Raw genomic sequence first — 23,398 nt, 5'->3', positions numbered from 1 at the left:
TAACACAAACCCCTAACCAACTTTAATCAATGAAGCTGCACCGATAACACCTGCACCATTACCAAGACTAGCAAGTCTTAGTTCAGTTGAGTCCTTGATTGTAGCAAATTCATTCTTACGCATAGCTTTGTCCACTTTGTTTAGAAGGAATTCTCCAGCAGCAGAAACACCACCACCGATAACTACATACTTAGGATTCAAGGTGTTAGCAATATTACCTAGAACAAATCCAAGTGAATCACAAACATAATCAGCAACGATCAATGCTAGATCATCATCTTTTTTAGCCAAATCGAATACATCTTTAGCAGAGATATCTTGACCATCATCAAGCATAGCTTTCAATTCTGAATCTCCAGCATATTCTGAAGCACGATCTCTAGCAACACGAACGATACCAGTAGCAGAGGCAATTGTTTCCAAACAACCTCTCTTACCACATGTACACATGAAACCATTAGGATCAACAGTAACGTGACCGATTTCACCTGCTGCACCATTAGCACCTTGTAGTAATTGACCATTAGCGATGATACCACCACCAACACCAGTACCAAGTGTTACAAAAACAACATCTTTAGCGTTGTTACCAGCACCTTGCCATCTTTCACCAAGTGCTGCAACGTTAGCATCATTTTCAATAGTTACAGGAAGACCTGTTCCTTTTTCGATGTCACGTACTGGATAAACTTCATTAGTCCAGTTAAGGTTGTAAGCACCTTTGATTGTTCCTTTTTCATGATCAATAGTACCAGGTGAACCCAAACCAATTCCATCAAATTGGTCGGCACTCATACCGTACATATCAAGATGATGATTAATTGAATCAATAATATCAGGAATAATTAATTGTCCGTCAGATAGAATATTTGTTTCAATACTCCATTTTTGTTGAATCTCACCTTTTTCAGTAAGAATAGCAAATTTAATTGTTGTACCACCAAGGTCAACACCGATTAACTTTTTGTCTGTCACTTTGATCTGTCCTTTTCTTTTTCTTCTTCTATTCTATGCTCCCGTTTTAAGACCAATTGAGCATTGATGAAGGTCTTTTTGTCGATCATTTGACTCTCATATAAACGCTTAACCTCAATAAACATAAGCTCTATATCCCACATTCTTTTACCAACGTGAACAAAAGTGCCATATCTTTTCAGAAGTTGCTGAACGTCATAAAGAGTTCTAAAACTCATCTCATCCATAAACTATCATACCTTTTGTATACATAAAGTAAGAAATTACGACTAAAACAACCAGAGATAATATTCTAAAAATCATCTTAGGACGTTGTATACCAGGCAAACCTAAAGTATAACCTAAGAACAATCCCCCAAGTGCACCACCAAGGTGCCCCCAAATATTAATACTAGGCATTAATAAGTCCAAAAGTAAGTTAACGACAATCAAACCTAGAAAACTCTTACCAATTTCAGTCATAAATCTATTTTCACGATATATGAATCCCAAAGCTAGAAAAGCCGCAAAGAGACCAAAAATCGAAGTACTAGCACCCACTGAAATTGTATTATCGCTTCCAAAAGCAAAACTTGCTAAATTACCAGTGATACCACTCAAAAGGTAAATTGTTAAAAAGCGCCAATGACCTATCATGGGCTCTAATATTTGACCAACATATAATAGTGTAAACCCATTCATGAAAATATGGAAGACACTTAAGTGTAAAAATATTGGTGTAATCAAACGCCACCAGTCACCAGTTTGAATACTTACATTCGTCATGGCACCCATTGTCATCAAAGTATTGCTATTCTGTGAGCCTCCAGCTAGAACTTCAACCAGATAAACTCCAATAGTTAATACCAAGAGTGTCCATGTCACATACGCATTACTCTGTCGATTAAACATTTTGTTGATCCTTATCCGTCTTGGCTAAAATAATTTTATCTACTGGCTTATCTAGTACATAAATTGGCCATTGAGCCTCTTCATAATATTGCTGTGAAGATGCTAAAGAGATGGTTTTAGTTGGATACTTGGCTAGATATCTATCAAAATATCCTGCGCCGAATCCTAAACGATTATGCCTATCTTTTGAAAAGGCTAAACCTGGAACGATTAGAAGATCAGGAGGATCCATTAAATTATTTTCATAATTCTTTGGTTCACGAACTCCAAAAGGACTTTCTTCGATTTCAGTGTCTTTCGTATACTTAACAAAAGTCATTGAATGATCGGCAAAAGTCTTTGGAATATAAACTTCCTTGCCCATTTCCCAACATTGATTAATGATTGGGAACGTTGGAATTTCATCATTCATACTTAAAGTAATTCCAATACTTGGTGCATTTTGAAAATCTAAATCATTAAAAAGCTGAAAATAAATATTATTGATTTCTTTTTGTGCTTTGTCAGACTTCATGAAAGTACTAACTAAATCAATTTGCTTTTTTCTAAAGCTTACTTTATCCAACTAATCACTCCCAATCCTAGTAAAAAAAAACAACAGGGATTTTAACCTGTTGTTTATTTTGTTTCACGATGCAATGTAACAGTACGTTCGCGTGGACAATATTTCTTAAGTTCAAGGCGATCAGGGTTGTTACGTTTGCTCTTGTTTGTTAGATATGTACGTTCATGACATGAAGTACATTCCATTGTTATGTTTACTCTCATCTTTGGAACATCCTTTCATAAATACTTAACTAAATTCAACTAATTAAATATATCATTTTTCACGGTATTTTAAAAGGTCAAATCAGGATTTATTTCTGTCCTGTCATCTTATAGTAATCCGTATATATCTGTTTTGCAAGTAATTGTGGGTATGATCCACTTTCACTAGTTAAATTAGGGAACACAATAGCCATCGCAATATTAGGATCACTATAAGGTCCAAAACTAACTAAACTAGTAGTAATTGTTTCAGGGGGGTCACTGCTTGGATTATCAGGATCATAGTAGAATGACTGAGCAGTACCAGTTTTAGCAGCTACAGCTGGCTTAATATCGGCCAAACGAGTAGCAGTAGTCCAGTACCCACTACCATGAACAGCAGCGTACATACCTCTCTTAACAACGTCTAATTCATCATTAGTGAATCCGACTTTGTTCAAGACCTTAGGTTGTGTAACTGAAGTCAAAGCACCCTTAGTACCATCATCTTTAGTCTTTTGAATTGATTGTACAATGTATGGTTTCATTCTATATCCACCATTAGCAATAGTTGAAATGTACTGAGCCATTTCAATTAAAGTATAAGCATCGTAGTTTCCATAAGATAAATCCAGTGCAGAACCTGTCTTCAATTCGCCAGAGCTATTCAGTGTAGCACCTTCGATACCAGTTGTTTCACCTGAAATATCAATACCAGTTTTTACACCTAATCCGAATTGATTGAAATAACCTCTCAACTTAGAGAAGATATCTGAATCCATTTTAATATAGGAATTTGGCGTATATTTAGCATTAGCCTCTTTCATTGCCAAAGCCATCATGTACTCATTAGATGAGAATTGAAGGGCTTGTACGGCACTCAAGCTACTGAAAGTACCAATTGGGTAAACAGACTTCTTAACTGGAGTACCAGGCAAGTAAATTGGTTCATCGGCCAAAGTATTGTTAGATGGTGAAATAACTCCATCCATCATAGCACCCAAAACAGTTGCACCCTTAACAGCAGAACCCATTACGAAGGTACGATTGATGACACCTAGAGCATCTTCACTAGTTTTACCGGTCTTAGGATTATTGTGAACCCCAGCCATAGCCAAAATAGATCCAGTCTTAGGATTCATAGCAACAACATAAGCCCCATCAGAATATTGAGTAATACCGGCTGCCTTAGCAGCACTATATTGTGTATTTAAAGCATCCTGTACTTTCTTTTGGAAAGATGAATCAATAGTCAAATTAAGATTTCCACCTTTTTGACCTTTGTAAACAACTTTACTCTTCTTAATTTGGTTATTAGAGCCTACTTGTACTTCACGTTTACTCTTAGTACCAGAAAGAATTGATTCGTAACTCTTTTCCAAATAACTTGTACCAACACGGTCATTACGGGAATAACCAGATGCCAACATAGTATTTAACTCATCATCAGGAATACCTTGTTGTTCAGTCGAAACACCACCAATAATACTTTCGATAGATGTTCCCTGTGGATAATCACGTTCCCAGTTACTACCAATACTAATTCCAGGCAATTCTGTTAAATGTTCACTAACTTCCGCAATCTCTTTAGCAGTTAAATCTTTATCTTTTAAAAAGACTGTTGAAAGTGAATAAGCTGAACTCATTTTCTTAAATAAAGTGGCCCTTTGAAGGTCTTTATCATTCAAATGAATACCTTGTTGTTCAACGTATTTAACTTCATTTGCATAAATTTTAGTAGATGTTAATGCATCACCACTCGAATTAACACGGTATGATTTAGGCATTTGCTTAATAACCTTGGCTGATTTACCTGGTGCTGAAAGAATATAATCAGCTTTATCACGGCTAGTTAAATTAGTTTTCTCAACGGTTAAATATTTAGTTAGTCTGTTAACGATTTGATAGATATCCGTTGACTTAACGCTACCACTCTTTGTATAAGTAATAGCATTTTGTGTTGAGTTACCTACCAATAGTCTACCTTTAGAATCATAAATCATTCCTCGAGGTACACTGCCTGTCATTACTGTCTTGTCTGTTCGGTTAACTTCGGCTTGAAATTTACCACCATAAACGATTTGTAAATATGCAAGTTGTCCAACTAACATAGCAAATAGAACAAAGACAATAAAAAAAAGCAGGTTTAGACGAAATGGAATAGTAGACTTCGCTTGACTACCTGTTCTTTTCTTTAATATATCAAGTATTCTTCTCATATTATCCTTCAAAAAAGCGAATAGTTATTCATTAGATTTAAAAATATATTTAGGTCCATCCAGTTTAGGATCATATTCAACTAACAAATCATATCTGGCAAAAAACCAAGTATCACTGTCAGTAATAAAATATGTGATTCCATCAACTATAGTACTAGATTCCGGATCAACCGGTTTTTCTTTTCGCATAGCAATTGAAAAACCATCATGAACCATTGTCTTACCATACACTTTACCATAGAAATGGATTCCATCCCCAGGAACCAAATCAAGTTCCTCGCGGAACCACTTAGAAGCCTCATCAGTTATTTCAATTTTCATTATTGTCACCTCAATATTTTATAAGGTAAACATACCAGAAAACGTCTTCACTAAGCAACTTCTACGGACTTAACAGTCAAATCATAACTGCCAACAGGAGTATCAACAGTAACAACATCACCTGTATGCTTACCTAATAGGGCCTTAGCAATTGGTGAGTCATTTGAAATTTTACCACTGTCAGGATCTGATTCAGCAGCACCAACGATTGTGTAAACGTCAGGTTCTTCACCATCCTCTTGAACGGTAACTTTTTTACCAATAGAAATTTCATCACTAGCAACCTCATCAGTATCGATAACATTAGCATATTGTAGCATTTCGATAATTTGTGAAATACGTGATTCAACAACACTTTGTTCATCTTTAGCAGAAGTGTATTCAGAGTTTTCAGATAGATCACCAAAACTTCTAGCAATCTTAATTCTATTGATTACTTCTGGACGTTTAACTTTCTTTAAATTTTCCAATTCTTCTTCAAGCTTTTTCTTACCTTCAGCTGTCATAGGGTAACTTTTATCTGCCATTTTATAACTTCCTCATTTCTAAAAAATCATTTATTAATATTCTAATTTTAAAATGTCATCTAATCAACCATGATTAGATGACATTTTTTAATTCACTATAATACTACTGGTTAAGAGCAGCAACTTTACTATCGTGCTCTTCACGTGTACGTGAATAATATACCTTACCGCTCTTCAAATCTGCAACAAAGTAGAGATAATTTTGATCTCTGTCAGTTGGATTTAAAACAGCCTCTATTGATTGAATACTTGGAGTATTGAATGGTCCAGGACCATAACCAGTATTCTTGTACAAGTTATATGGTGAGTTCACTTTAACATCTTTATATGTAAGTTTTGTCTTATGTGTATTCAAAGCATACATAACAGAAATATCAGATTGTATAGGCATATCGACATCTAAACGGTTAAAGAAGACACCAGCAATCTTTCCACGATCTGTCTTTGTAACACCTTCACGTTCAACCAATGATGCTAAGGTTAGAACCTCTTGAACAGAATAACCCTTCTCTTTAATTGTTGAGAAGTATGGCTGTAGCATATCATTATCCTTTTCAACCATTTGACCAACTAACTGTTTCAAACTCAATCCTTTATAAACACTGTATGTAGCTGGGAACAAATAACCTTCAAGATGATATCTAACATTCTTTCTGGACATTGTTGAATTTAGCAATTGTGGATATTTCTTTTGAAGCTGTTTCATGAATTTTTCATCTTTCATCAACTTCAAGAAATCTTTTTTCGTAAAGCTAGTACTCTTTTGAATTTGATCACCAATTTGATCAATTGTAACACCTTCACGAACTAGCACACTATCTTTAGCTGTTCCAGTTGGTTGAGCACTTCCACCCTTTTGTAATTGCTTAACAATAGAATTCATATCCATTGATTGCTTGAACGTATAATATCCGGCTTGAAAATCATTATAGTTTTGAGCCTTTATATAAAAATTAAAGACCGTTGCACTCTTGATGATTTTGTCCTTTTCAAGTGTTTTTGCAATTTCTTTGCTTGATGAACCAACAGGAATATTAACGACAATATCATCTTTACTATTCGCATTGTATGGTTGCAATGAACTGTTTACATAATTGAAGCCAATAATGGCAACGACAACTGCTAAAACAGCAATCACGCCGACAATCCAATAAGCTATATGATTAGCTACAGATCGTTCCTCAGCACGAGTTTTCATTTTATCAGTTGATTCTTGATTTAATGCTTCTTTTTTTTCGTCCTTCTGGCTCAAGACACAGCCTCCCGAGTTAATTTATTAGAATTATACCATTAGTTTTGGAATAATTATCTAATTTCCACATTAAATTTTTCAACTAAACTATCTTTAACCAATGAAAATGCCTTTTCAACTTCTTCATCAGTCAAGGTGCCATTTGGATTCAAAAACTCTAGATGGTAAGCCAATGACTTATAGTTTGTCTTAATATTCTTGCCTTCATAAACATCAAAAATCGTTACATCATTCAAATATTTACCACCATTTTCATAAATATCTGAAATAATTTGAGCATTTTCAACATCGCTCTTAACTAAAATAGCTAAATCACGACTAACGCTTGGATATTTTGGAGCACTTTGAGATTTAATACTCTTCTCGTTTAGTTCAAAGAGAGCGTCAATATTCAATTCAAAAACAAATGTTTCATCAACATTATGGTCTTTTTGATACTTAGGATGTAATTTACCAATCAAACCTACTACTTGACCATTAGCCAAAATTTGGGCTGTTTGACCTGGATGCATATTTGAATAATCTGCGGTAGCTTCATATTCAAATTTAGCATCAGCATTAGTAAATGATAATACTTCGTCAACAATTCCTTTGAGATAATAGAAATCAACTTTTTGAGCCTTAGTATTCCAAGAATCATTTATCACATTGCCACTGATAGCACCTGAAAGGTATTCAATTTCATTAGGACGAGCTTGACCTTTTGGACGAGCAAAGATACGGGCCTGTTCAAAAATACTTAGATCATTATTATTTCTAGCTTGATTGTAGGCAATATTACGAACTAAACCAGGAATCAAACTATTTCTCAAATATTCATGATCTTCAGTCATTGGATGTAACAACTTAGTATATTCAGTATTTGCTGTATTAAAGTCATCAACTTCTTTTTTGCTTAGTAATGAGAAATTAATAACTTCGTCCATTCCCTCGCCAAGTAAAACGTCACGTAATTTATTACTGAATTCACGTTTTTGACTGTAGCCACCGCGTGTTTCCATACCGGCTGGTAAAGTATTAGGCAAGTTTTCATATCCGTAAATACGGTTAACTTCTTCTACAAGATCGGCTTCAATTGCCATATCCCAACGACGAGTTGGAATAGTAACAGTGATTTTGTCGCCATCAACTTTAACAGTAAAGCCTAAACGATTCAAAATACCTACCATTTCATCAGTTGATAATTCTAAGCCCATCAAATGATTGATATGAGAAACACTACCTTCAATAACAGTTGGTTTAGCTTCTGTATAATTACCAACAATCTCTTTAGAGATTTCTTCTGCGGCACTAGTTTCATCAACCAATTGTGTGGCACGAACTAAGGCTTCAGAAACAATACCATTATCAACACCCTTTTCGAAACGGTTTGAGGCATCATCACGTAGATCATGTCTTTGAGCTGTCTTACGAATGCTGGCTCCATCAAATACACCGGCCTCTAGTAAAATATTTTTAGAATTTTCATCTACTTGAGCAACTGTACCATTGACAATTCCAGCAACACCAAGAATATCTTCGCCAGCTGTAATGATCAAATCGTTGTGATTCAAAACTTTATCTTCATCAGCTAATTTTAGTTTGTCACCATCATGAGCCTTTTTGATAACCAATTTCTTTTCAGTCAATTTATCTAAATCATAAACTTGAATAGGTTGACCATATTCAATCATAACGTAATTAGCAGCATCAATTACACTGTTAACTGGACGAATACCTTGATTCCAAAGTCTTCTTTGCATCCAAAGTGGACTCTTGCCAACCTTAACGTCTTTTAACTCACGTAGTAAGTAATCAGGTACTAAAGATTTCTCTTCAACTTCTACATCGACATCATTTAAATCTTTGATCTTATCAGCATTCAATTCTGGCTTTTTGAAACTAGGCTTCTCATCATAAGTAGCACCAATTTCCCAAGCAGCCCCACGCATACCCAAAGTATCAGCACGGTTAGGTGTGATATCGATATCAACCATTTGATCTTTCAAGCCTAATAGATCATATACAGCAGTACCTGGTTTTTGTGGTTCATCGAAAACATAAATACCATTTTCAAATTCCTCAGGCATATATTTAGCAGGTACTCCTACTTCATCCAAACCACAGATCATCCCATTTGACTCTTGACCACGTAATTTACCACGTTTAATTCTGATACCATCTGGTAAGTGCGCACCGTGTGTTGCTACGATCACATATTGATCTACAGCTACATTAGGAGCACCACAGACAATTTGAATATCCTCATCTTCACCAACATCAACCATACAAACTTTCAAATGATCTGAATCAGGATGTGGTTTAACGCTTGTAACGTGACCTACAACTAAACCTGTTAGCTCTGTTCCCAATTCAACAGGACTTGATTCAATACCAGTTAGAGAAATTTTGTTAGCCATTTCTTCAACAGTATGTGTAACAGGAATATAATCTTTTAACCAATTAACAGAAATTTTCATTATCTTAATTTACTCCTTTGAATTGTTCTAGGAATCTAACATCGTTTAAATAGAAATCACGGATATCGTTAATTCCATATTTGAGCATAGCAAAACGTTCAGGTCCAAGACCAAAAGCCATACCACTGTACTCGTTAGGATCAATTCCAGACATCTTCAAAACATTAGGATGAGTTAGTCCGGCACCTAAGACTTCAATCCAGCCAGTATACTTACAGATACGACAACCTTTTCCATCACAGTTGAAACATGAAACATCAACCTCAACAGAAGGTTCCGTGAATGGGAAGTAACTTGGACGGAAACGAATTTCACGTTGTGCGCCGAAGACGTGACGACATAAAGCTTCCAAAGTACCCTTTAAATCGGCCATACTAATATTCTTATCAACTACTAAACCTTCAATTTGATGGAATTGATGTGAATGAGTAGCATCATCATCATCACGACGGTAAACAACGCCTGGTGAGATCATCTTCAAAGGACCCTTAGTAAAGTCATGAGCTTCCATGTCACGGCCTTCTTGAGCCGAAGTTTGAGTTCTCATTAATAGTTCATCTGACAAGTAGAATGTATCTTGCATATCACGAGCAGGATGATCCTTAGGGATGTTTAATCTTTCAAAATTATAGTGATCTTCTTCAACTTCATAACCGGGAGCAACTTCATAACCTAAACCAATGAAGAATTGTTCAATATCTTCAATTGTTTGATTCAAGATATGCTTAGTTCCCTGAACTTGTTTAGCAGCTGGTAAAGTAACATCAATTTTTTCTTCTTCAAGTTGATGTGCTACTAATTTTTCATTCAATTCAGTCATTTTTTCTTCAATGGCTTGTTGAATATCATTCTTAACATTGTTAGCTAATGTACCAATTTCAGGACGTTGTTCAGCTGGAACGTCTTTCATCCCACGTAAGGCTTTAGTGATTGGGCCTTTCTTTCCTAATAGGTTGACTCTTAGGTCATTTAACTCTTGAAGTCTTTGTGCACGCTTGGCTTCATCAATACCATTTTCTCTTAAGCTTTTGAGCTTATCATCTAATGACATAGTTTTCCTCCTGCATTACCCTTTTATTGTTATTTTAAATAATGTTTGTAATTTCTTTAATGAACTTTCTGCATAAAAAAAGTCCCCATCCCAAATAAGGGACGAGGACTCGCGGTACCACCCTAGTTCATGTCTAATACATGCACTCAAAGGTTATAAAGTAACCAACTCATAAACTCAGAAAGTGAATTCACTCTTTCATTCATCAAGTCTTCTCAGTCAACGACTCTTCCTGTTATGAAATTCCAAGCTACTATTTTTCATCAAAGTTTAAACTATTTTCATATGACTAATTATACAAAAACCAAAAAGTTTCGCAAGTCTTTAAAGTGTTTGTAATCCGTACATCAATACTCCAGCTGCTACAGCCACATTTAATGACTCGGCTTTTCCTAGGATTGGAATATAAATGTTCTCGTCACAGGCATTAAGGACATCTTGTGTTACTCCGTGAGCCTCATTACCCATAACCAAAGCATAATTATCAATTTTTTCTAGTTCATTGTAAGGCTTAGCTTGTTCATTAACTTCAGAACCATAAATTGTTAGTTCTGATTCTTTAGCTAAATCAATAGCCTTATGAATATCCATACGATAGATTGGCAAATGGAATTGGCTTCCTTGCATTGAGCGTTGAACTTTTGGTTGATAAAAATCAGCTGAGTCTAAGCTAGTGATAATACCATCATATCCGGCAGCATCAGCCGTTCTAACGATTGTTCCCACATTACCAGGATCTTGAACATCATCTAGCATAACCCATTGTCCAGTAAGTTCTGATAAAGATTCAGTATTATTTACTTTAAGGACAGCAAAAATTCCTTGTGGAGTCTTTGTTTCAGATAACTCTTTAGCTACATCCTCTGAAACAGTCACAGCGATATCATGGTATTTCTTAACCAAACGATCCTCTGCATACTTCTCGGTAACTAACACTTGAACAAAATCTTGTTCATATTCATCGGCTTCACGTACTAAGTGAAAACCTTCTACCATGTAAGTTCCTGTTTTTCTAATGTACTTTGTTGATGCTAATTTCTTTAGTTGCTTGATTTCATCATTTTTTTTAGATTCAATATATTTCATATGTGTCTCATCCCTCTTGTTCTATAATATAAATATTAACACATAAGATGATGTGAGGTGATTAGTTGTGAAACATCTTTCTATTAATGTTGACGGTTTAGTACAGGGCGTGGGCTTTCGCTACTCAACTTTACAGGTTGCAGTTGAACTAGGCGTAACTGGAACCGTTCGAAATGAACTTGACGGTTCTGTGTCTATTGAAGCCGAAGCACCACAAAAAGAACTTTATATTTTTTTAAATCGTGTTAAATCTTCACCATCACCCTTTGGAAAAGTTAGAAAATTGGACTATACTTTTTCTGACGACTTACAACATTACAAAAAATTTACTGTGATTGGTTGAAACGTCAAATGAGTTAACGTATATTACAGTATATACGACTAAAAGGGTGGTTTATTAATTGAATAAAAAATACGTCAAATATCTATCAGTACTTTCGTTAGTTTTAGTACTGACACTAGTTTTGACGGGGTGTGCTCAGCAAACAGCTGCGAACCTGCACGCTCCTACTAGTGGGCCCTACGGAATTGTTTACAAATGGATTGGAACTCCATTCCAAAAGTTAATCCTAAAGACGGCTCAAACTATTGGTGGTAAGAATGCCTATGCATGGGGTATCGTTATTATTTCCTTTATCGTTCGTCTAGTGTTGGTTCCTTTATCATTGAATCAACAATATAAGTCAACAACTCAACAGGAAAAAATGCGTGCCGTTCAACCTCAATTGAAGATGGTACAAGCTGCACAAAAGAAAGCTAAAGATCCAGCTGCACAACAAAAAATTAGTGCTTTAATGATGGATGTTTATAAACAAAATAATCTTAGTTTGACCGGTGGTATGGGTTGTTTGCCACTATTGCTTCAAATGCCTATCTTAATGGGTATTTATCAAGCTGTGCAATATTCTAAGGAAATTGCTTCAGCTACCTTCTTAAATATTCCACTTGGTAAACCAAGTATTGTCATTGCCATTATTGCTACATTGTTCTACGTTATCCAAAGTTGGATGTCATTACAAATTGTTCCACCAGAACAAAGAAAACAAATGCAAACAATGATGATGGTCAGTCCATTGATGACTTTCTTTTTCTCAATCTTCTTATCTGCTGCACTTGCTCTTTACTTCTTGGTCGGTGGTGTCGTTATTGTTATTCAACAATTGATTACTAACTACATCGTAACCCCAAGAATTAGAAAACAAACTGATGCTGATTTAGCCAAGCATCCAGTTAAAGTTGTGGTTACTCAAGAAATGCTTGATAGTATCTTAAACGGTGGAGCTGCTCCTAGTTCCCCTGCAGGTGGTGCTCAACAGGCTGAAGAAAAAGAATTACACAAAAACATCCGTGAATTAAATAAGGGTAAACAAAATCGTAATAAGAAATAGACAAAAAAGAGGTTGTAAATTCTAAATGAATTTACAACCTCTTTTTTTACTCTATAGATTTGGCTTAGCATGCATTACTGTTCCATTTGGATAAACTGTCCAATCATCACCAGATGATCCATCGTTATCGCTTGAATGAATCCAATAAACAGATTGACCATTGCTATCAGTATAAGTCTTTGCTGTACCGCCGTTTTGATCAACGACTACGGCATATTTCTTATCAGAATTACCATCGTGACTTTTAACCATATTCATTGCCTGATCAGAACTAACAGTTCCAACTGATGAAGAGTCATCATTACTGTCAGTTTTATTATCAGTACTATTGCTACTATCAGTATTTGTATTTGTTGAATCATTAGCATTCGTATTCGTAGTATTAGTATCGGTATCAGTACTGTTCTTCTTAGAATCTTCAGTTTCAGAACTAGTTGATTTCGTTACTCGGTTAGCTGCCTTAGCCGCTTTATTAGCCTGTTTATATGAATTTTCCAAACTACTATTAGTTAAATTAGATGAACGGGAACTTAACTTGGCTGTCTCACTATAAGCTAATTCATTATCTGAATTTTTATAAACAAACAAACCAACTGTCTGAAATTCACTCAATTCAACATCTTCAAATAAATTCTTTACAGTCTTAGTACTGTTAGAATCAATAGTGCTATCACCATCTTTGTCAGCTCTTACTTTATCGCTTTTCGTATGCATCAGGATAAAATCAGAATTGATAAAGCTTATATTCTTATTAGTACGATTAATAATTTTTAAATCCACTGATACTGGATCTTGACTACTTCTAGTAAATAAAAATGTTAATTCATTTCTCTCTGATTGAGATAAGCTTGTGTAGTCTACTGTCTTTTCTGTAGTTTCCGTGGCCTTGACGTCAGAAGTTGATTTATCTGCGTCAGCCTTATTCGCACAACCGGCACTAATTAGTAGTAAACACATCACGCCAATTAACAGTGCTTTCTTACTCAAAATATCTTCCTCCCCTTGGATGGTATCTTAATAATATACTTTTAGATCAAACTTGGGAAATAACCTGCAAAATGAAAACAGACATTTACTAAAGATTGTATTCTCTAGTAAATGTCTGTTTATTTATAATTACTCACCTTTAGATGTTTCATCTTCAGCAGGAGCTTCTTGAATAAGTGGCAATTCAATCTTGAAAACTGTTCCTGAACCGACAACACTTTCTACTTCCAAACTACCATGATAGATTTCAATCAATCTCTTGGCGATAGAAAGCCCTAATCCGTTCCCTCCACGTTTTCTAGAGCGAGCCTTGTCAACTCTATAGAATCTGTTAAAAATACGTTTAAGGTCTTTTTTTGCGATTCCTAAGCCATAATCTTGAACCACAACTTCTAGCAAAGCTGAGTTAGTTGAAGCTGCAAAATTTATTTCCTTCCGATCAGCGGAATATTTGAAAGCATTATCCAGTAAAATAACCAACACTTGCTCCAAATGATTACGATAAATTTTAACCTTGCTACCCTCACGAATATCGTCGTCAAAATTAATAACAAAATCGGGATGCAACATTTTAAAATCATTATAAACTTGGGTAAACAATGGTTTAACTTCTGTCGTTTGTTCCAAATAGGCACTATCGATTTGTTCAACTCTAGTTAAATCAAGCATCTCTTGAATTAAGGACTGCATACGTTTCAATTCCTGCAATGAAGAATTAATTGAGTCATTCAAAACTTGAGGATCATCTTTTCCCCAACGTTGCAACATACTCAAATGTCCCTCCAAAACAGCCACTGGTGTTCTCAATTCATGCGAAACATCTTCCACAAATTCCTTTTGTTGATTCGTGTAAGCTTGCATTCGATCTAACATCTTATTGATATTAACTGTTAAATCGTAAACTTCATCATTTCTTTTACGTAGCTTAATTCTGGAATCAGAATCAGGTTTTTTGTTTAAATCATCAATCGTTTTATTGATTCGCTTCAAGTCGTTCAAAACCATAGTTACTGCAAAATAGCTCAAAAGAACTCCAATAACGAAAACAACAATACCACCGATCAACAATTTATTTGTAAAAGAATGAATCTCATTTACAGATGCAACATTTTGGACAGTTCGCATAGCTAAGACACCTACAAAAATGTAGGCCATTAAAATAACTATCGAAATCAATGCTGTCCACTTGAATCTAATGGAAATCCTCATCGTCTCATCACGTATCCTTTACCACGAACGGTTGAAATATAACTTGGTGCACCTGAACGATCGATTTTATTACGTAGATACTTAATATAAACATCCACAACGTTAGTCTCAGTTGAAGAACCAGTTCCCCATACGCGCTCTAATAAGTCATCACGGCTCAAAACAGTTCCAACGTTTTCCATCAAAACACTCAACAAATCATATTCACGACGTGTTAAATCAATAACTTCACCATTACGCTTCAAAGTTTGTGTTGTCTTATCAATTACCAAATTCTTATACTTAAGAACTTGATCATTATTTCTAGTTACATCGATATCTAAATCGATACGTCTTAACAAAGCACGAATTCTTGCAAGTAATTCTTCAATAGCAAAAGGCTTAACGATATAATCATCGGCACCATGATCTAATCCTGATACACGATCAATAATTGAGTCTCTTGCTGTCATCATAATAATTGGTGTGTTCTTTTCTTGGCGAACACGACGACAAACTTCAATACCATTTAATTCAGGCAACATTAGATCTAGTAAGATCAAATCCCAGTCTTCAGACAATGCTGCTTCAAGGCCAGTTCTACCGTCACGTTCAACAGTTACTTCATAGTTTTCATGTTGAAGTTCGAGTTGAACAAATTTTGCCATGTTCTCTTCGTCTTCAATAACAAGTATTTTAGCCATATATTTCTCCCATACATAAATATTAAATTGTCTTTAATTATAGCTTAATCATTAATTTGAATATGCCAGATTCTTGGCAATGCACTAATGATTTTAACATATAGCAAAAATTAAAAGAAGACAAGCTTTTATTTTTATTTTTTTAGAAAAATAAAAAAGAGACAATAATTAGCCTCAATTTTAATAATTTAATTTACTAATCATAGAAATATAAATAATGAGAACAGGTTAAGATTGTGGATTTATTAAATGAGATTCCAACTTTCCCATTTCCTCCGATAAGTACTGACGATCAAGTATTTTTACAAAAGGATAATAAATAATCATTCCTAAAATAATTTCAAATAATTGTAATACTGATCCTCGCCAACTACCAGTCGTTAACCAACCAGAAATCAAAGGTGGCGTTGTCCACGGCAACATGACCCCATTAGTATATGGCACCAAATGCAATGAAAAGCAGAAACTAGAAATTAATACATTGGTAACTGGAGTTATAACGAAGGGAATCATTATTACTGGGTTCAACACTACCGGTAATCCATAAATAAATGGTTCCCCAATTCCAAACATGCTTGGTATGACAGTTAACCTGCTCAAACCTTTAATTCTCTTTGATTTACCAACGATCAGCATTATCAAAATCAATGACAAAATACTGCCTCCGCCACCATATGTAGAAAAATCTTCAATAAATTGCTCTGTATAGATGTGTGGCAAGGGATGTCCACTTTGAAAAGCCTTTAAGTTATCCTGTGTTAGCACAAAGAAAATTGGTGACCAAACACTGTTCACAACTGATGGACCATTGATACCCAAACACCACAAAATAGATGCTAAGAAAATATATAACAAAACTGAAAAAATAGAATTTCCAACATTTTTAAGTGGTAATTGTAATAGTGAATAAAAGAAATTATAAGCCGTTCCTAATTTAGTCAAACTAAAAATAATTCGTATAAGAAAGAAAAACAGAATTACAAAGCCACTTGGTAACAGTGCTTCAAATGATTGATTAACCATATCCGGAACACCTTGTGGCATTTTAATAGTCCAATTACGATTTTGAGCAAATCTAAATAATTCCACGCTAATGAGGGCGGTAAACATTCCTAAGAAGATACCGTTTGGGCCTAAATAAAGTGTTCTAACAGCACTAATTGAACTAGTAGCGCTAACTCTAACCGTCATTGGTGTCAAAATTAGAAAGGACACTAAACTAACCATACTTGCATGGATCGGAATCAAATTGCGGTTTTTACCATAAGCATATGATATTCCTAAACATGACAATAGTCCGGTAAAGTTAAAAACTGAACCGGTCGCAGCATCAAACCAGTTGGTCCATTGTGATCCAAATATTTTAATCCAAAAATCAGTCCATCCCGGTATTGGAAAGTTTCCAAATAATAAGAATAAAGACGTAATTAAGATTAATGGCGTTACAATCAAAAAACCATCCCGCAACGATTTCAAAACAACATTATTTGATAATTTATCAGCTAAAGGTAATAGCTTAGCTTCTATTCTTTTTGGCACAAAATCCTCTCCCCTTTAAAAATCCCCATTTTCAAAGTATAAGAAAGTATTTAAACTCTAGCAAGTTCAGTTTTTTTAAATAAAAAAGCCCTAGACAATTAATCGTTATTTACACAACGAATTATGTCTAAGGACATTTTTATATTAATTTAATTATTGTTCTTCATACCATGTGTAGTGGAATACGCCTGGCTTGTCATTTCTCTCATAAGTATGAGCACCGAAGTAATCTCTTTGAGCTTGGATCAAGTTTGCAGGAAGAACTTCTGAACGATATTGATCGTAGTATGAAATTGCGGCCATGAAACCTGAAACAGGAATTCCTGCTTGAACAGCAAAGCTTACAACGTCACGAACATCTGATTGATATTCTTCAACGATACCCTTGAAGTAATCGTCCAACAATAAGTTATCAAGTTTTGGTTCTTTATCGTAAGCATCAGTAATCTTTTGTAGGAATTGTGCACGAATGATACAACCAGCACGCCAGATTTGAGCAATCTTACCATATTGTAGATCCCATTCATAGTGATCTGAAGCAGCCTTCATTTGAGCAAATCCTTGAGCATAACTGATCAACTTACTGAAGTACAAAGCCTTACGGATCTTTTCAACTAATTCGTCCATATCTTTAACAATTGGCTTTGTAGCAGGTGCGGGAAGAACCTTACTTGCCTTAACACGTTCATCTTTGTAAGCAGAAACGTAACGTGAGTAAACTGATTCAGTAATCAATGATTGTGGAACACCTAATTCTAGAGCACTTTGTGAACTCCACTTACCAGTACCTTTGTTACCAGCTTTATCCATGATCTTGTTGACAATGTAGTCATCTGAGCCTTCATCATCTTTTCTAGTCAAGATTTGTGATGTGATATCGATCAAGTAACTTGAAAGTTCACCCTTGTTCCAGTCTTGGAAGACTTCGGCAATCTTATTAACATCATTGTTAAATAAGTGCTTCAACAAGTTGTAACTTTCTGAGATCAATTCCATATCACCATATTCGATACCATTATGAACCATCTTTACATAGTGACCAGCACCATTAGGTCCGATGTATGTAACACAAGGAGCACCATCTTCGTCAGCTTTAGCTGAAATTTGTTCCAAAATAGGAGCAACTAAATCATAAGCTTCTTTTTGGCCACCGGGCATCAATGAAGGTCCTTGAAGAGCACCCAATTCACCACCGGAAACACCCATTCCGATAAAGTTGATTCCTGATTTATCCAAAAGTTCATTACGTTTCATAGTATCTTCGAAGAATGTATTACCACCATCGATCAATACATCACCCTTATCTAGTAAAGGCAATAATTGATTGATAACAGCATCAGTACCAGCACCAGCCTTAACCATCATCAAAATACGACGTGGTTTTTCTAGTGAGTTTACAAAATCCTCGATTGTATAACTTGGTACCAATTTCTTTTCAGGATGTTCCTCAACAACTGCTTTTGTCTTTGAACCAGTACGGTTGTAGATAGCAACTTCATATCCACGGCTCTCAATGTTAAGGGCAAGATTCTTACCCATAACAGCCATACCAATAACACCAATTTGTGGTTTTGCCATTATAATAATTACCTCCGATTTTTGTTAACACATATTAATCTTAACAAAAAAACAAAAAAGGAGTATATAAAAGAACTTTTTTAGCGATTTTTTTGTAAAAAAACGTAATCAGATTTATATATGTTATTTTCAATTCCTAATAAAAGCAAATAAAAAAGAGCAGTAACAATACTACTCCTTCGTGTCATCATTAAATAAATTCTTTAATTTAGCGAATTCAGGGTTAACGTGTTCTTCTTCATGTTGTTTCTTATACTCTTCTTCAGAAATAACATTCCAATTTTTACCTGATGGCATAACATCCTCTTCTTCTTCCTTCTTAGTTAAAATCTTTGAAGGAATACTCAACAAGATATTATCTACGATTGACTCGTAAACGTTAATGGTAGGATTATCATCATCAATAGGAATAACGACATTGTAATCTTCCAATTCCTCTTCATCTACATCATCAATGTTGTAAGCTTCGTTAATTCGGATATTCACTGGTAAGTCTACTGGTAATAGACTTCTAGTTGAAGGAACCTTTAACGTTGTCTCCACTTTAATATCTGAAATAACTAGACCGTGGTCATTAAATAACTGACCCTCAACTTCTACGGGAGAAATTTCTAACACATCCTCTGAACGTGTTTGCATCTCCTTAGTTAAATCAAGTGTTTCTTTAAATGTAAAAGGTTTGTCCTTATAGCGACGAACTTCTTGCACATCCCAATTTAGCATTAATTTACCCCTTTCATATAAGGTATTTTTCCAAAATTTTGTTCTTCCTCAGTTATGAGCTGACGGATTTCATCTGCTCGTATCTCTAAGTTTAATTGCTTTTGTTCCTTTTTACCAACACGTGTAATCAGATCGACATTGCTCTTTTTTAAGCCTTTTAAATAGTTCCTACCACATTCATTAAATCCTAATATTCTCAAATAAGGATTATTATAAACATTATTAATTTCCGATTCTTTTACATTTAACAGCGTATACATCATTAGTCGTCTGATTCGAGCCATAGTATACCGTTTTGATTTCACACGTTCAACTAATTCTGTGAAATTATGACTCTGCTTTATTTCCTTCTTTAATTTATATTCCAACCCTTCAACCATTTGATAATTGGAGTGCAACTCCTCTACTGAATGACTGAGAATTTGAAATTTTAAATAAGGAAAATAATCATCCCAGCTCACGATCTTTTGTTCATCAAAAGCTTTTTCAGTTGCCGATGGAACTAATTCTGTGAATGATAGTTTTTGAGCCCTACGCCGTCTAATCTCCGTTGCACTAAACATACTTGAATCGCGTTGAATCGTATTGACATGTATTGGATAGCCTTGTTCAATCAATTGAGTTACGTAATTTATACCTAAAAGCTGGTTAGGCAATTTAGCAATATCAATCCCTAAAGTTTGATAATACTGAGTTAAATTTTCAGCTGAACTCAAATGATAATTCTGTTGAAACTCAGTCCTAGAATGAATTATCTTTTTCGCTAACTCGTCAAAATCTAATTTTTGTTCAGTACCAAAAACTAGTTCATTGACTCCTAACAGCTGCAATAATTTCATCGAACCCTGAGCAAAATATTGTGCTGGCTCCACTGCATATGCGAATGGCAACTCAACAACAAGATCAACACCATTATCGATGGCAATCTGGGCTCGACTCCATTTATCTAAAACAGCAAAATCACCCCGTTGGACGAAATTACCAGACATTACGGCAATTAAAACATCGGGGTGATATTCTTGTTTGATTTTATCTATAAATAATTTATGACCATTGTGAAACGGATTAAATTCCGCAACGAAACCATAGACTTTTGTCATAGAATCCTCTATTTTTCTGCAGCAAAGAACCAACGAGTTGAATTATCTTTGATCTCTGATTGACCAAATTCTGCCGTAACTTGGACGTTCTTAAAGCCGATGTCCTTAAGAATCATCTCAAAAGTCTCAACAGGATATGTTCTTTCCTTATGAAGTTCAGTGTTAACCGAATAGCCTTGAATCTTTTCATTCCAATTAAAGAATGTCAATTCATGTTCGATACTGTGAGGATATTCTCCTTCATAACTATTCCACATAAAAGCTGAATCTTCAGCTCGATGATTAAACATATAACCTGGAAAAACTTCATCCATTTGATATAAAGAATGGGCGTCAAACAAATACTTACCACCTTCATTAAGGTGTTCGTAAGCTTGATTAAAAGCTACTGCTAGTTCATCTTCATCTTTTAAATAACAAATTGAATCATCAAAACAAGTAATAACATCAAATTTATCAAAATCAAATAAATCCATCATATTGCTTTGAACAAATGGAATATTCTTTTTGGCTTTGGTTGCTTTTTCCGCTGCAATTTTTAACATTTCTTCAGATAGATCAGTTCCCGTAACTTGGAAACGATCAGCCAATTGGATTGTTAAATCACCTGTACCACAAGCAACATCTAGCAAAGATTTAGCTTTATCTGAGACTTGTTGTTCTACATATTGTGCCCACTTAGCATACAGTGAATCATCCATTAGTTCACTGTAAACACGTGCAAATGAGTTATAAATCATTATTCAGTTACCAAATTGGAAATATCTACTTCGGGAGCATCTGACCAAAGTTTTTCCAAATTGTAGAATTCACGTTTTTCGGCTGTGAAAACGTGAATAATAACATCATGAAGATCAATCAATACCCATTCAGAGTTACGATTTCCTTCAACGTGACTTACATTAATGTCATTTTCGCCAGCTTTGTCCAAAACTGATTGAACAATAGCATCAACTTGACGTTGAGAACCGGCATCCATAATAACAAAATAATCAGCCACAATACTTACACCACTGATATTCAAAACTTTAATATCGTTAGCGTGTTTTTCATCTGCTGCCTTAACAGCGATTTCCATTATATTCTTTGAGTCCAAACTATAATTCTCCTTTTGCGATCCAGTAGTTATAATTTACAAATGTTTCTGGGTATACTACTCTATTGCGGTCAATCAAGTATGCCAGTGAGTGCTTCAATTCAAAAGTTACTCCAGCATCTAATGATTTTTTAGCATATTGTCTAGCTTCATCGATTCCTGGGAAACTTCTCTTAGGTTCAATGAAATCACCAATAAATACACATTTATCAACTGTAGTCATGGTTGTATGACCAACTGTGTGTCTTCTGATAGCATTCAGGACATCTTCATCATAAATACCCAATTCATCTTTAACAATTTCAGCGCCAACGATTCCGTGCCAAATAGCATTGTTAAATTTTAATAACTCTGGATCCATATTCTTCTCTTTAATAACACTAATAAATTCTTCATCACTGCGCTCTTTAGCATAGTCATGTAACAAACCAGCTAAACCTGCACGTTCGACGTCGCCACCATTTTCAGCAGCTAGTCCGCGACTTACTTTTTCTACTCGTAAACAATGGTTATAGCGAAAGTCGCTTAAAGTATCACGCATTCGCTCCAGAATCTTGTCTCGATCGATTCCTGGCATAACTTCATCATAATTAAATTCAGTCATTATAAAGCCCCCTGTCATTTATATACCAAGCAACATCATCAGGTACCAAATACTTTATTGTTTGACCCTTTCTGACTCGCTCACGTATCATACTTGAACTAATTTCTAATTCAGGCGTGTTTACCCAAAGTATAGGGTACTTTGACTTTTTCTCAAAGCCTTTGCGACATACTCCTACAAAATGTACCATCTGTCTCAATTCTTCAATGTGAGACCACTTAGGCAAATTCTCCACCATATCTCCACCAATAATAAAGTAATACTCAGTATTAGGATTATATTCTTTCAATAGCTTAATGGTTTCATAAGTATAGCTCACTCCACCACGATGAATATCAGTTAAGTCTAGGTCAAAATGCATATTATCTCTAATAGCCAATTTGATCATATTGATACGATCATCACTATTGATGGTAGGAATGGTCTTTTGTACTCCACGATGAGGTGGAACTTTGTCAGGCAAAAATAACACTTTATCCAAACACAATTGTTCGTAAACTTGTTCGGCAATAACTAAATGTCCCAAATGAATGGGATTAAAAGTTCCACCTAAGATTCCAACATGCTTTTTGGGCAAATTACTATGAAATTCTAATTTTGCTTTAGTTAATAATTGTTTTTGAGTATCCATTTTCATCACTTAAATTACATATTTTCTAATTCAATAGAATATTTACGGTTTTTAATTTTAGGTGCTTTCTTGTAAAAGACTAATTTAGAACCAATTGTTTGTACATGAACGATTTGTTCGTCAAATTCATTCAAAGCATCAATCAAATCTTGGGGTTCCACCATTGTATTTTGTAGTAATGAAACTTTAATTATTTCATCTTTGTTAATCAAAAGTTCTAATTGATTTAAAAGATTTTCACTGATACCATCACGACCAACTTGAATAGCTGGTTTCATGGTAGCGGCTTGACTTCTTAAATAACGATTCTTTTTTCCTTTAATTATCATATG

At 34.9% G+C, this 23,398-nt stretch carries 26 protein-coding genes; 2 read left to right on the top strand and 24 right to left on the bottom strand.

The window, feature by feature from the left end:
• Window positions 1-12 precede the first annotated feature (12 nt).
• From LKACC16343_RS12320 to LKACC16343_RS12265, 12 genes are all read right to left on the bottom strand, one after another.
• Window positions 13-975: an ROK family glucokinase gene (locus tag LKACC16343_RS12320; protein ID WP_025084518.1), complete on the bottom strand. Its 963-nt coding sequence runs from the start codon at window positions 973-975 to the stop codon at window positions 13-15.
• Window positions 972-1,202 (bottom strand): YqgQ family protein, encoded by a 231-nt coding sequence (locus tag LKACC16343_RS12315; protein ID WP_025084517.1) that lies wholly within the window; start codon window positions 1,200-1,202, stop codon window positions 972-974. The genes LKACC16343_RS12320 and LKACC16343_RS12315 overlap by 4 nt, the downstream gene beginning before the upstream one ends.
• Window positions 1,195-1,866: a rhomboid family intramembrane serine protease gene (locus LKACC16343_RS12310; protein ID WP_056951344.1), complete on the bottom strand. Its 672-nt coding sequence runs from the start codon at window positions 1,864-1,866 to the stop codon at window positions 1,195-1,197. The genes LKACC16343_RS12315 and LKACC16343_RS12310 overlap by 8 nt, the downstream gene beginning before the upstream one ends.
• Entirely contained in the window at window positions 1,859-2,431 is a 573-nt protein-coding gene (locus tag LKACC16343_RS12305; RefSeq protein ID WP_056951346.1) for a 5-formyltetrahydrofolate cyclo-ligase, read from the bottom strand. Before LKACC16343_RS12305 ends, LKACC16343_RS12310 begins: the two co-directional genes overlap by 8 nt.
• Window positions 2,432-2,484: 53 nt before the next feature.
• Window positions 2,485-2,634, bottom strand: coding sequence for a 50S ribosomal protein L33 (gene rpmG, locus LKACC16343_RS12300; RefSeq protein ID WP_075887565.1), 150 nt, complete (start codon window positions 2,632-2,634; stop codon window positions 2,485-2,487).
• 89 nt (window positions 2,635-2,723) lie between these two features.
• Window positions 2,724-4,832 (bottom strand): peptidoglycan D,D-transpeptidase FtsI family protein, encoded by a 2,109-nt coding sequence (locus tag LKACC16343_RS12295; RefSeq protein ID WP_056951348.1) that lies wholly within the window; start codon window positions 4,830-4,832, stop codon window positions 2,724-2,726.
• A gap of 24 nt (window positions 4,833-4,856) precedes the next feature.
• Window positions 4,857-5,153, bottom strand: coding sequence for a HesB/YadR/YfhF family protein (locus tag LKACC16343_RS12290; RefSeq protein ID WP_056951350.1), 297 nt, complete (start codon window positions 5,151-5,153; stop codon window positions 4,857-4,859).
• 50 nt (window positions 5,154-5,203) lie between these two features.
• Window positions 5,204-5,680, bottom strand: a complete 477-nt coding sequence (gene greA, locus LKACC16343_RS12285; protein WP_054641987.1) for a transcription elongation factor GreA — start codon at window positions 5,678-5,680, stop codon at window positions 5,204-5,206.
• A 103-nt stretch (window positions 5,681-5,783) separates the two neighbouring features.
• Complete coding sequence (gene mltG, locus LKACC16343_RS12280) at window positions 5,784-6,878, bottom strand: endolytic transglycosylase MltG (protein WP_056951514.1); 1,095 nt, start codon at window positions 6,876-6,878, stop codon at window positions 5,784-5,786.
• Between the two features lie 107 nt (window positions 6,879-6,985).
• Window positions 6,986-9,391, bottom strand: a complete 2,406-nt coding sequence (gene pheT, locus LKACC16343_RS12275; RefSeq protein WP_056951352.1) for a phenylalanine--tRNA ligase subunit beta — start codon at window positions 9,389-9,391, stop codon at window positions 6,986-6,988.
• A gap of 4 nt (window positions 9,392-9,395) precedes the next feature.
• Window positions 9,396-10,442: a phenylalanine--tRNA ligase subunit alpha gene (gene pheS / locus LKACC16343_RS12270; RefSeq protein ID WP_056951353.1), complete on the bottom strand. Its 1,047-nt coding sequence runs from the start codon at window positions 10,440-10,442 to the stop codon at window positions 9,396-9,398.
• A 324-nt stretch (window positions 10,443-10,766) separates the two neighbouring features.
• Window positions 10,767-11,528 carry a TrmH family RNA methyltransferase gene (locus tag LKACC16343_RS12265; RefSeq protein WP_056951355.1) on the bottom strand — a complete coding sequence of 254 codons (762 nt, stop codon included), beginning with the start codon at window positions 11,526-11,528 and terminating at the stop codon, window positions 10,767-10,769.
• A 67-nt stretch (window positions 11,529-11,595) separates the two neighbouring features.
• Here LKACC16343_RS12265 and LKACC16343_RS12260 point away from each other — a divergent pair, with 67 nt between their 5' ends.
• Both LKACC16343_RS12260 and yidC read left to right on the top strand, forming a co-directional pair.
• A complete protein-coding gene (locus LKACC16343_RS12260; protein ID WP_056951357.1) occupies window positions 11,596-11,871 on the top strand; it encodes an acylphosphatase in 276 nt (91 codons plus the stop codon).
• Window positions 11,872-11,929: 58 nt separating this feature from the next.
• Window positions 11,930-12,916 carry a membrane protein insertase YidC gene (yidC, locus tag LKACC16343_RS12255; RefSeq protein WP_056951359.1) on the top strand — a complete coding sequence of 329 codons (987 nt, stop codon included), beginning with the start codon at window positions 11,930-11,932 and terminating at the stop codon, window positions 12,914-12,916.
• A gap of 51 nt (window positions 12,917-12,967) precedes the next feature.
• Here yidC and LKACC16343_RS12250 read toward each other — a convergent pair whose 3' ends face one another.
• From LKACC16343_RS12250 to LKACC16343_RS12195, 12 genes are all read right to left on the bottom strand, one after another.
• A complete protein-coding gene (locus LKACC16343_RS12250; RefSeq protein ID WP_056951361.1) occupies window positions 12,968-13,903 on the bottom strand; it encodes a hypothetical protein in 936 nt (311 codons plus the stop codon).
• Window positions 13,904-14,032: 129 nt separating this feature from the next.
• On the bottom strand, window positions 14,033-15,112 hold the full coding sequence (locus LKACC16343_RS12245) for a sensor histidine kinase (RefSeq protein ID WP_056951363.1): 1,080 nt from the start codon (window positions 15,110-15,112) through the stop codon (window positions 14,033-14,035).
• A complete protein-coding gene (locus LKACC16343_RS12240; RefSeq protein ID WP_056951365.1) occupies window positions 15,109-15,795 on the bottom strand; it encodes a response regulator transcription factor in 687 nt (228 codons plus the stop codon). Before LKACC16343_RS12240 ends, LKACC16343_RS12245 begins: the two co-directional genes overlap by 4 nt.
• Window positions 15,796-16,023: 228 nt before the next feature.
• A complete protein-coding gene (locus LKACC16343_RS12235) occupies window positions 16,024-17,334 on the bottom strand; it encodes a PTS sugar transporter subunit IIC (protein ID WP_056951367.1) in 1,311 nt (436 codons plus the stop codon).
• Window positions 17,335-17,487: 153 nt separating this feature from the next.
• Complete coding sequence (gene gndA / locus LKACC16343_RS12230; protein ID WP_056951370.1) at window positions 17,488-18,912, bottom strand: NADP-dependent phosphogluconate dehydrogenase; 1,425 nt, start codon at window positions 18,910-18,912, stop codon at window positions 17,488-17,490.
• A gap of 171 nt (window positions 18,913-19,083) precedes the next feature.
• A complete protein-coding gene (locus LKACC16343_RS12225; RefSeq protein ID WP_056951372.1) occupies window positions 19,084-19,635 on the bottom strand; it encodes a YceD family protein in 552 nt (183 codons plus the stop codon).
• Entirely contained in the window at window positions 19,635-20,735 is a 1,101-nt protein-coding gene (locus LKACC16343_RS12220; protein WP_056951374.1) for a nucleotidyltransferase, read from the bottom strand. Before LKACC16343_RS12220 ends, LKACC16343_RS12225 begins: the two co-directional genes overlap by 1 nt.
• A gap of 8 nt (window positions 20,736-20,743) precedes the next feature.
• Window positions 20,744-21,475 carry a class I SAM-dependent DNA methyltransferase gene (locus LKACC16343_RS12215; RefSeq protein ID WP_056951376.1) on the bottom strand — a complete coding sequence of 244 codons (732 nt, stop codon included), beginning with the start codon at window positions 21,473-21,475 and terminating at the stop codon, window positions 20,744-20,746.
• A complete protein-coding gene (gene rsfS, locus LKACC16343_RS12210) occupies window positions 21,475-21,831 on the bottom strand; it encodes a ribosome silencing factor (protein WP_056951378.1) in 357 nt (118 codons plus the stop codon). The genes LKACC16343_RS12215 and rsfS overlap by 1 nt, the downstream gene beginning before the upstream one ends.
• Window position 21,832: 1 nt before the next feature.
• On the bottom strand, window positions 21,833-22,435 hold the full coding sequence (gene yqeK, locus LKACC16343_RS12205) for a bis(5'-nucleosyl)-tetraphosphatase (symmetrical) YqeK (RefSeq protein WP_056951380.1): 603 nt from the start codon (window positions 22,433-22,435) through the stop codon (window positions 21,833-21,835).
• A complete protein-coding gene (locus LKACC16343_RS12200; protein ID WP_025084498.1) occupies window positions 22,428-23,066 on the bottom strand; it encodes a nicotinate-nucleotide adenylyltransferase in 639 nt (212 codons plus the stop codon). The genes yqeK and LKACC16343_RS12200 overlap by 8 nt, the downstream gene beginning before the upstream one ends.
• 14 nt (window positions 23,067-23,080) lie before the next feature.
• Window positions 23,081-23,395: a YhbY family RNA-binding protein gene (locus tag LKACC16343_RS12195; protein WP_025084497.1), complete on the bottom strand. Its 315-nt coding sequence runs from the start codon at window positions 23,393-23,395 to the stop codon at window positions 23,081-23,083.
• Window positions 23,396-23,398: the final 3 nt, after the last annotated feature.

Origin of the sequence: Companilactobacillus bobalius (genome assembly GCF_002179915.1) — a bacterium.
In the GTDB taxonomy this organism is placed as follows: domain Bacteria; phylum Bacillota; class Bacilli; order Lactobacillales; family Lactobacillaceae; genus Companilactobacillus; species Companilactobacillus bobalius.
Note: the sequence above shows the minus strand (reverse complement) of the source record. Positions and strands in the feature narration are given on the sequence as shown.

Coding starts and splice junctions, on each gene's coding strand:
- LKACC16343_RS12290 (WP_056951350.1), bottom strand. CDS start 5,153: ATGAAAATTGAAATAACTGATGAGGCTTCTAAGTGGTTCCGCGAGGAA.
- pheT (WP_056951352.1), bottom strand. CDS start 9,391: ATGAAAATTTCTGTTAATTGGTTAAAAGATTATATTCCTGTTACACAT.
- yqeK (WP_056951380.1), bottom strand. CDS start 22,435: ATGACTGAATTTAATTATGATGAAGTTATGCCAGGAATCGATCGAGAC.
- LKACC16343_RS12195 (WP_025084497.1), bottom strand. CDS start 23,395: ATGATAATTAAAGGAAAAAAGAATCGTTATTTAAGAAGTCAAGCCGCT.
- rpmG (WP_075887565.1), bottom strand. CDS start 2,634: ATGAGAGTAAACATAACAATGGAATGTACTTCATGTCATGAACGTACA.
- LKACC16343_RS12225 (WP_056951372.1), bottom strand. CDS start 19,635: ATGCTAAATTGGGATGTGCAAGAAGTTCGTCGCTATAAGGACAAACCT.
- LKACC16343_RS12215 (WP_056951376.1), bottom strand. CDS start 21,475: ATGATTTATAACTCATTTGCACGTGTTTACAGTGAACTAATGGATGAT.
- LKACC16343_RS12265 (WP_056951355.1), bottom strand. CDS start 11,528: ATGAAATATATTGAATCTAAAAAAAATGATGAAATCAAGCAACTAAAG.
- gndA (WP_056951370.1), bottom strand. CDS start 18,912: ATGGCAAAACCACAAATTGGTGTTATTGGTATGGCTGTTATGGGTAAG.
- LKACC16343_RS12315 (WP_025084517.1), bottom strand. CDS start 1,202: ATGGATGAGATGAGTTTTAGAACTCTTTATGACGTTCAGCAACTTCTG.
- LKACC16343_RS12245 (WP_056951363.1), bottom strand. CDS start 15,112: ATGAGGATTTCCATTAGATTCAAGTGGACAGCATTGATTTCGATAGTT.
- LKACC16343_RS12295 (WP_056951348.1), bottom strand. CDS start 4,832: ATGAGAAGAATACTTGATATATTAAAGAAAAGAACAGGTAGTCAAGCG.
- LKACC16343_RS12240 (WP_056951365.1), bottom strand. CDS start 15,795: ATGGCTAAAATACTTGTTATTGAAGACGAAGAGAACATGGCAAAATTT.
- LKACC16343_RS12200 (WP_025084498.1), bottom strand. CDS start 23,066: ATGGATACTCAAAAACAATTATTAACTAAAGCAAAATTAGAATTTCAT.
- greA (WP_054641987.1), bottom strand. CDS start 5,680: ATGGCAGATAAAAGTTACCCTATGACAGCTGAAGGTAAGAAAAAGCTT.
- LKACC16343_RS12220 (WP_056951374.1), bottom strand. CDS start 20,735: ATGACAAAAGTCTATGGTTTCGTTGCGGAATTTAATCCGTTTCACAAT.
- mltG (WP_056951514.1), bottom strand. CDS start 6,878: ATGAAAACTCGTGCTGAGGAACGATCTGTAGCTAATCATATAGCTTAT.
- pheS (WP_056951353.1), bottom strand. CDS start 10,442: ATGTCATTAGATGATAAGCTCAAAAGCTTAAGAGAAAATGGTATTGAT.
- LKACC16343_RS12310 (WP_056951344.1), bottom strand. CDS start 1,866: ATGTTTAATCGACAGAGTAATGCGTATGTGACATGGACACTCTTGGTA.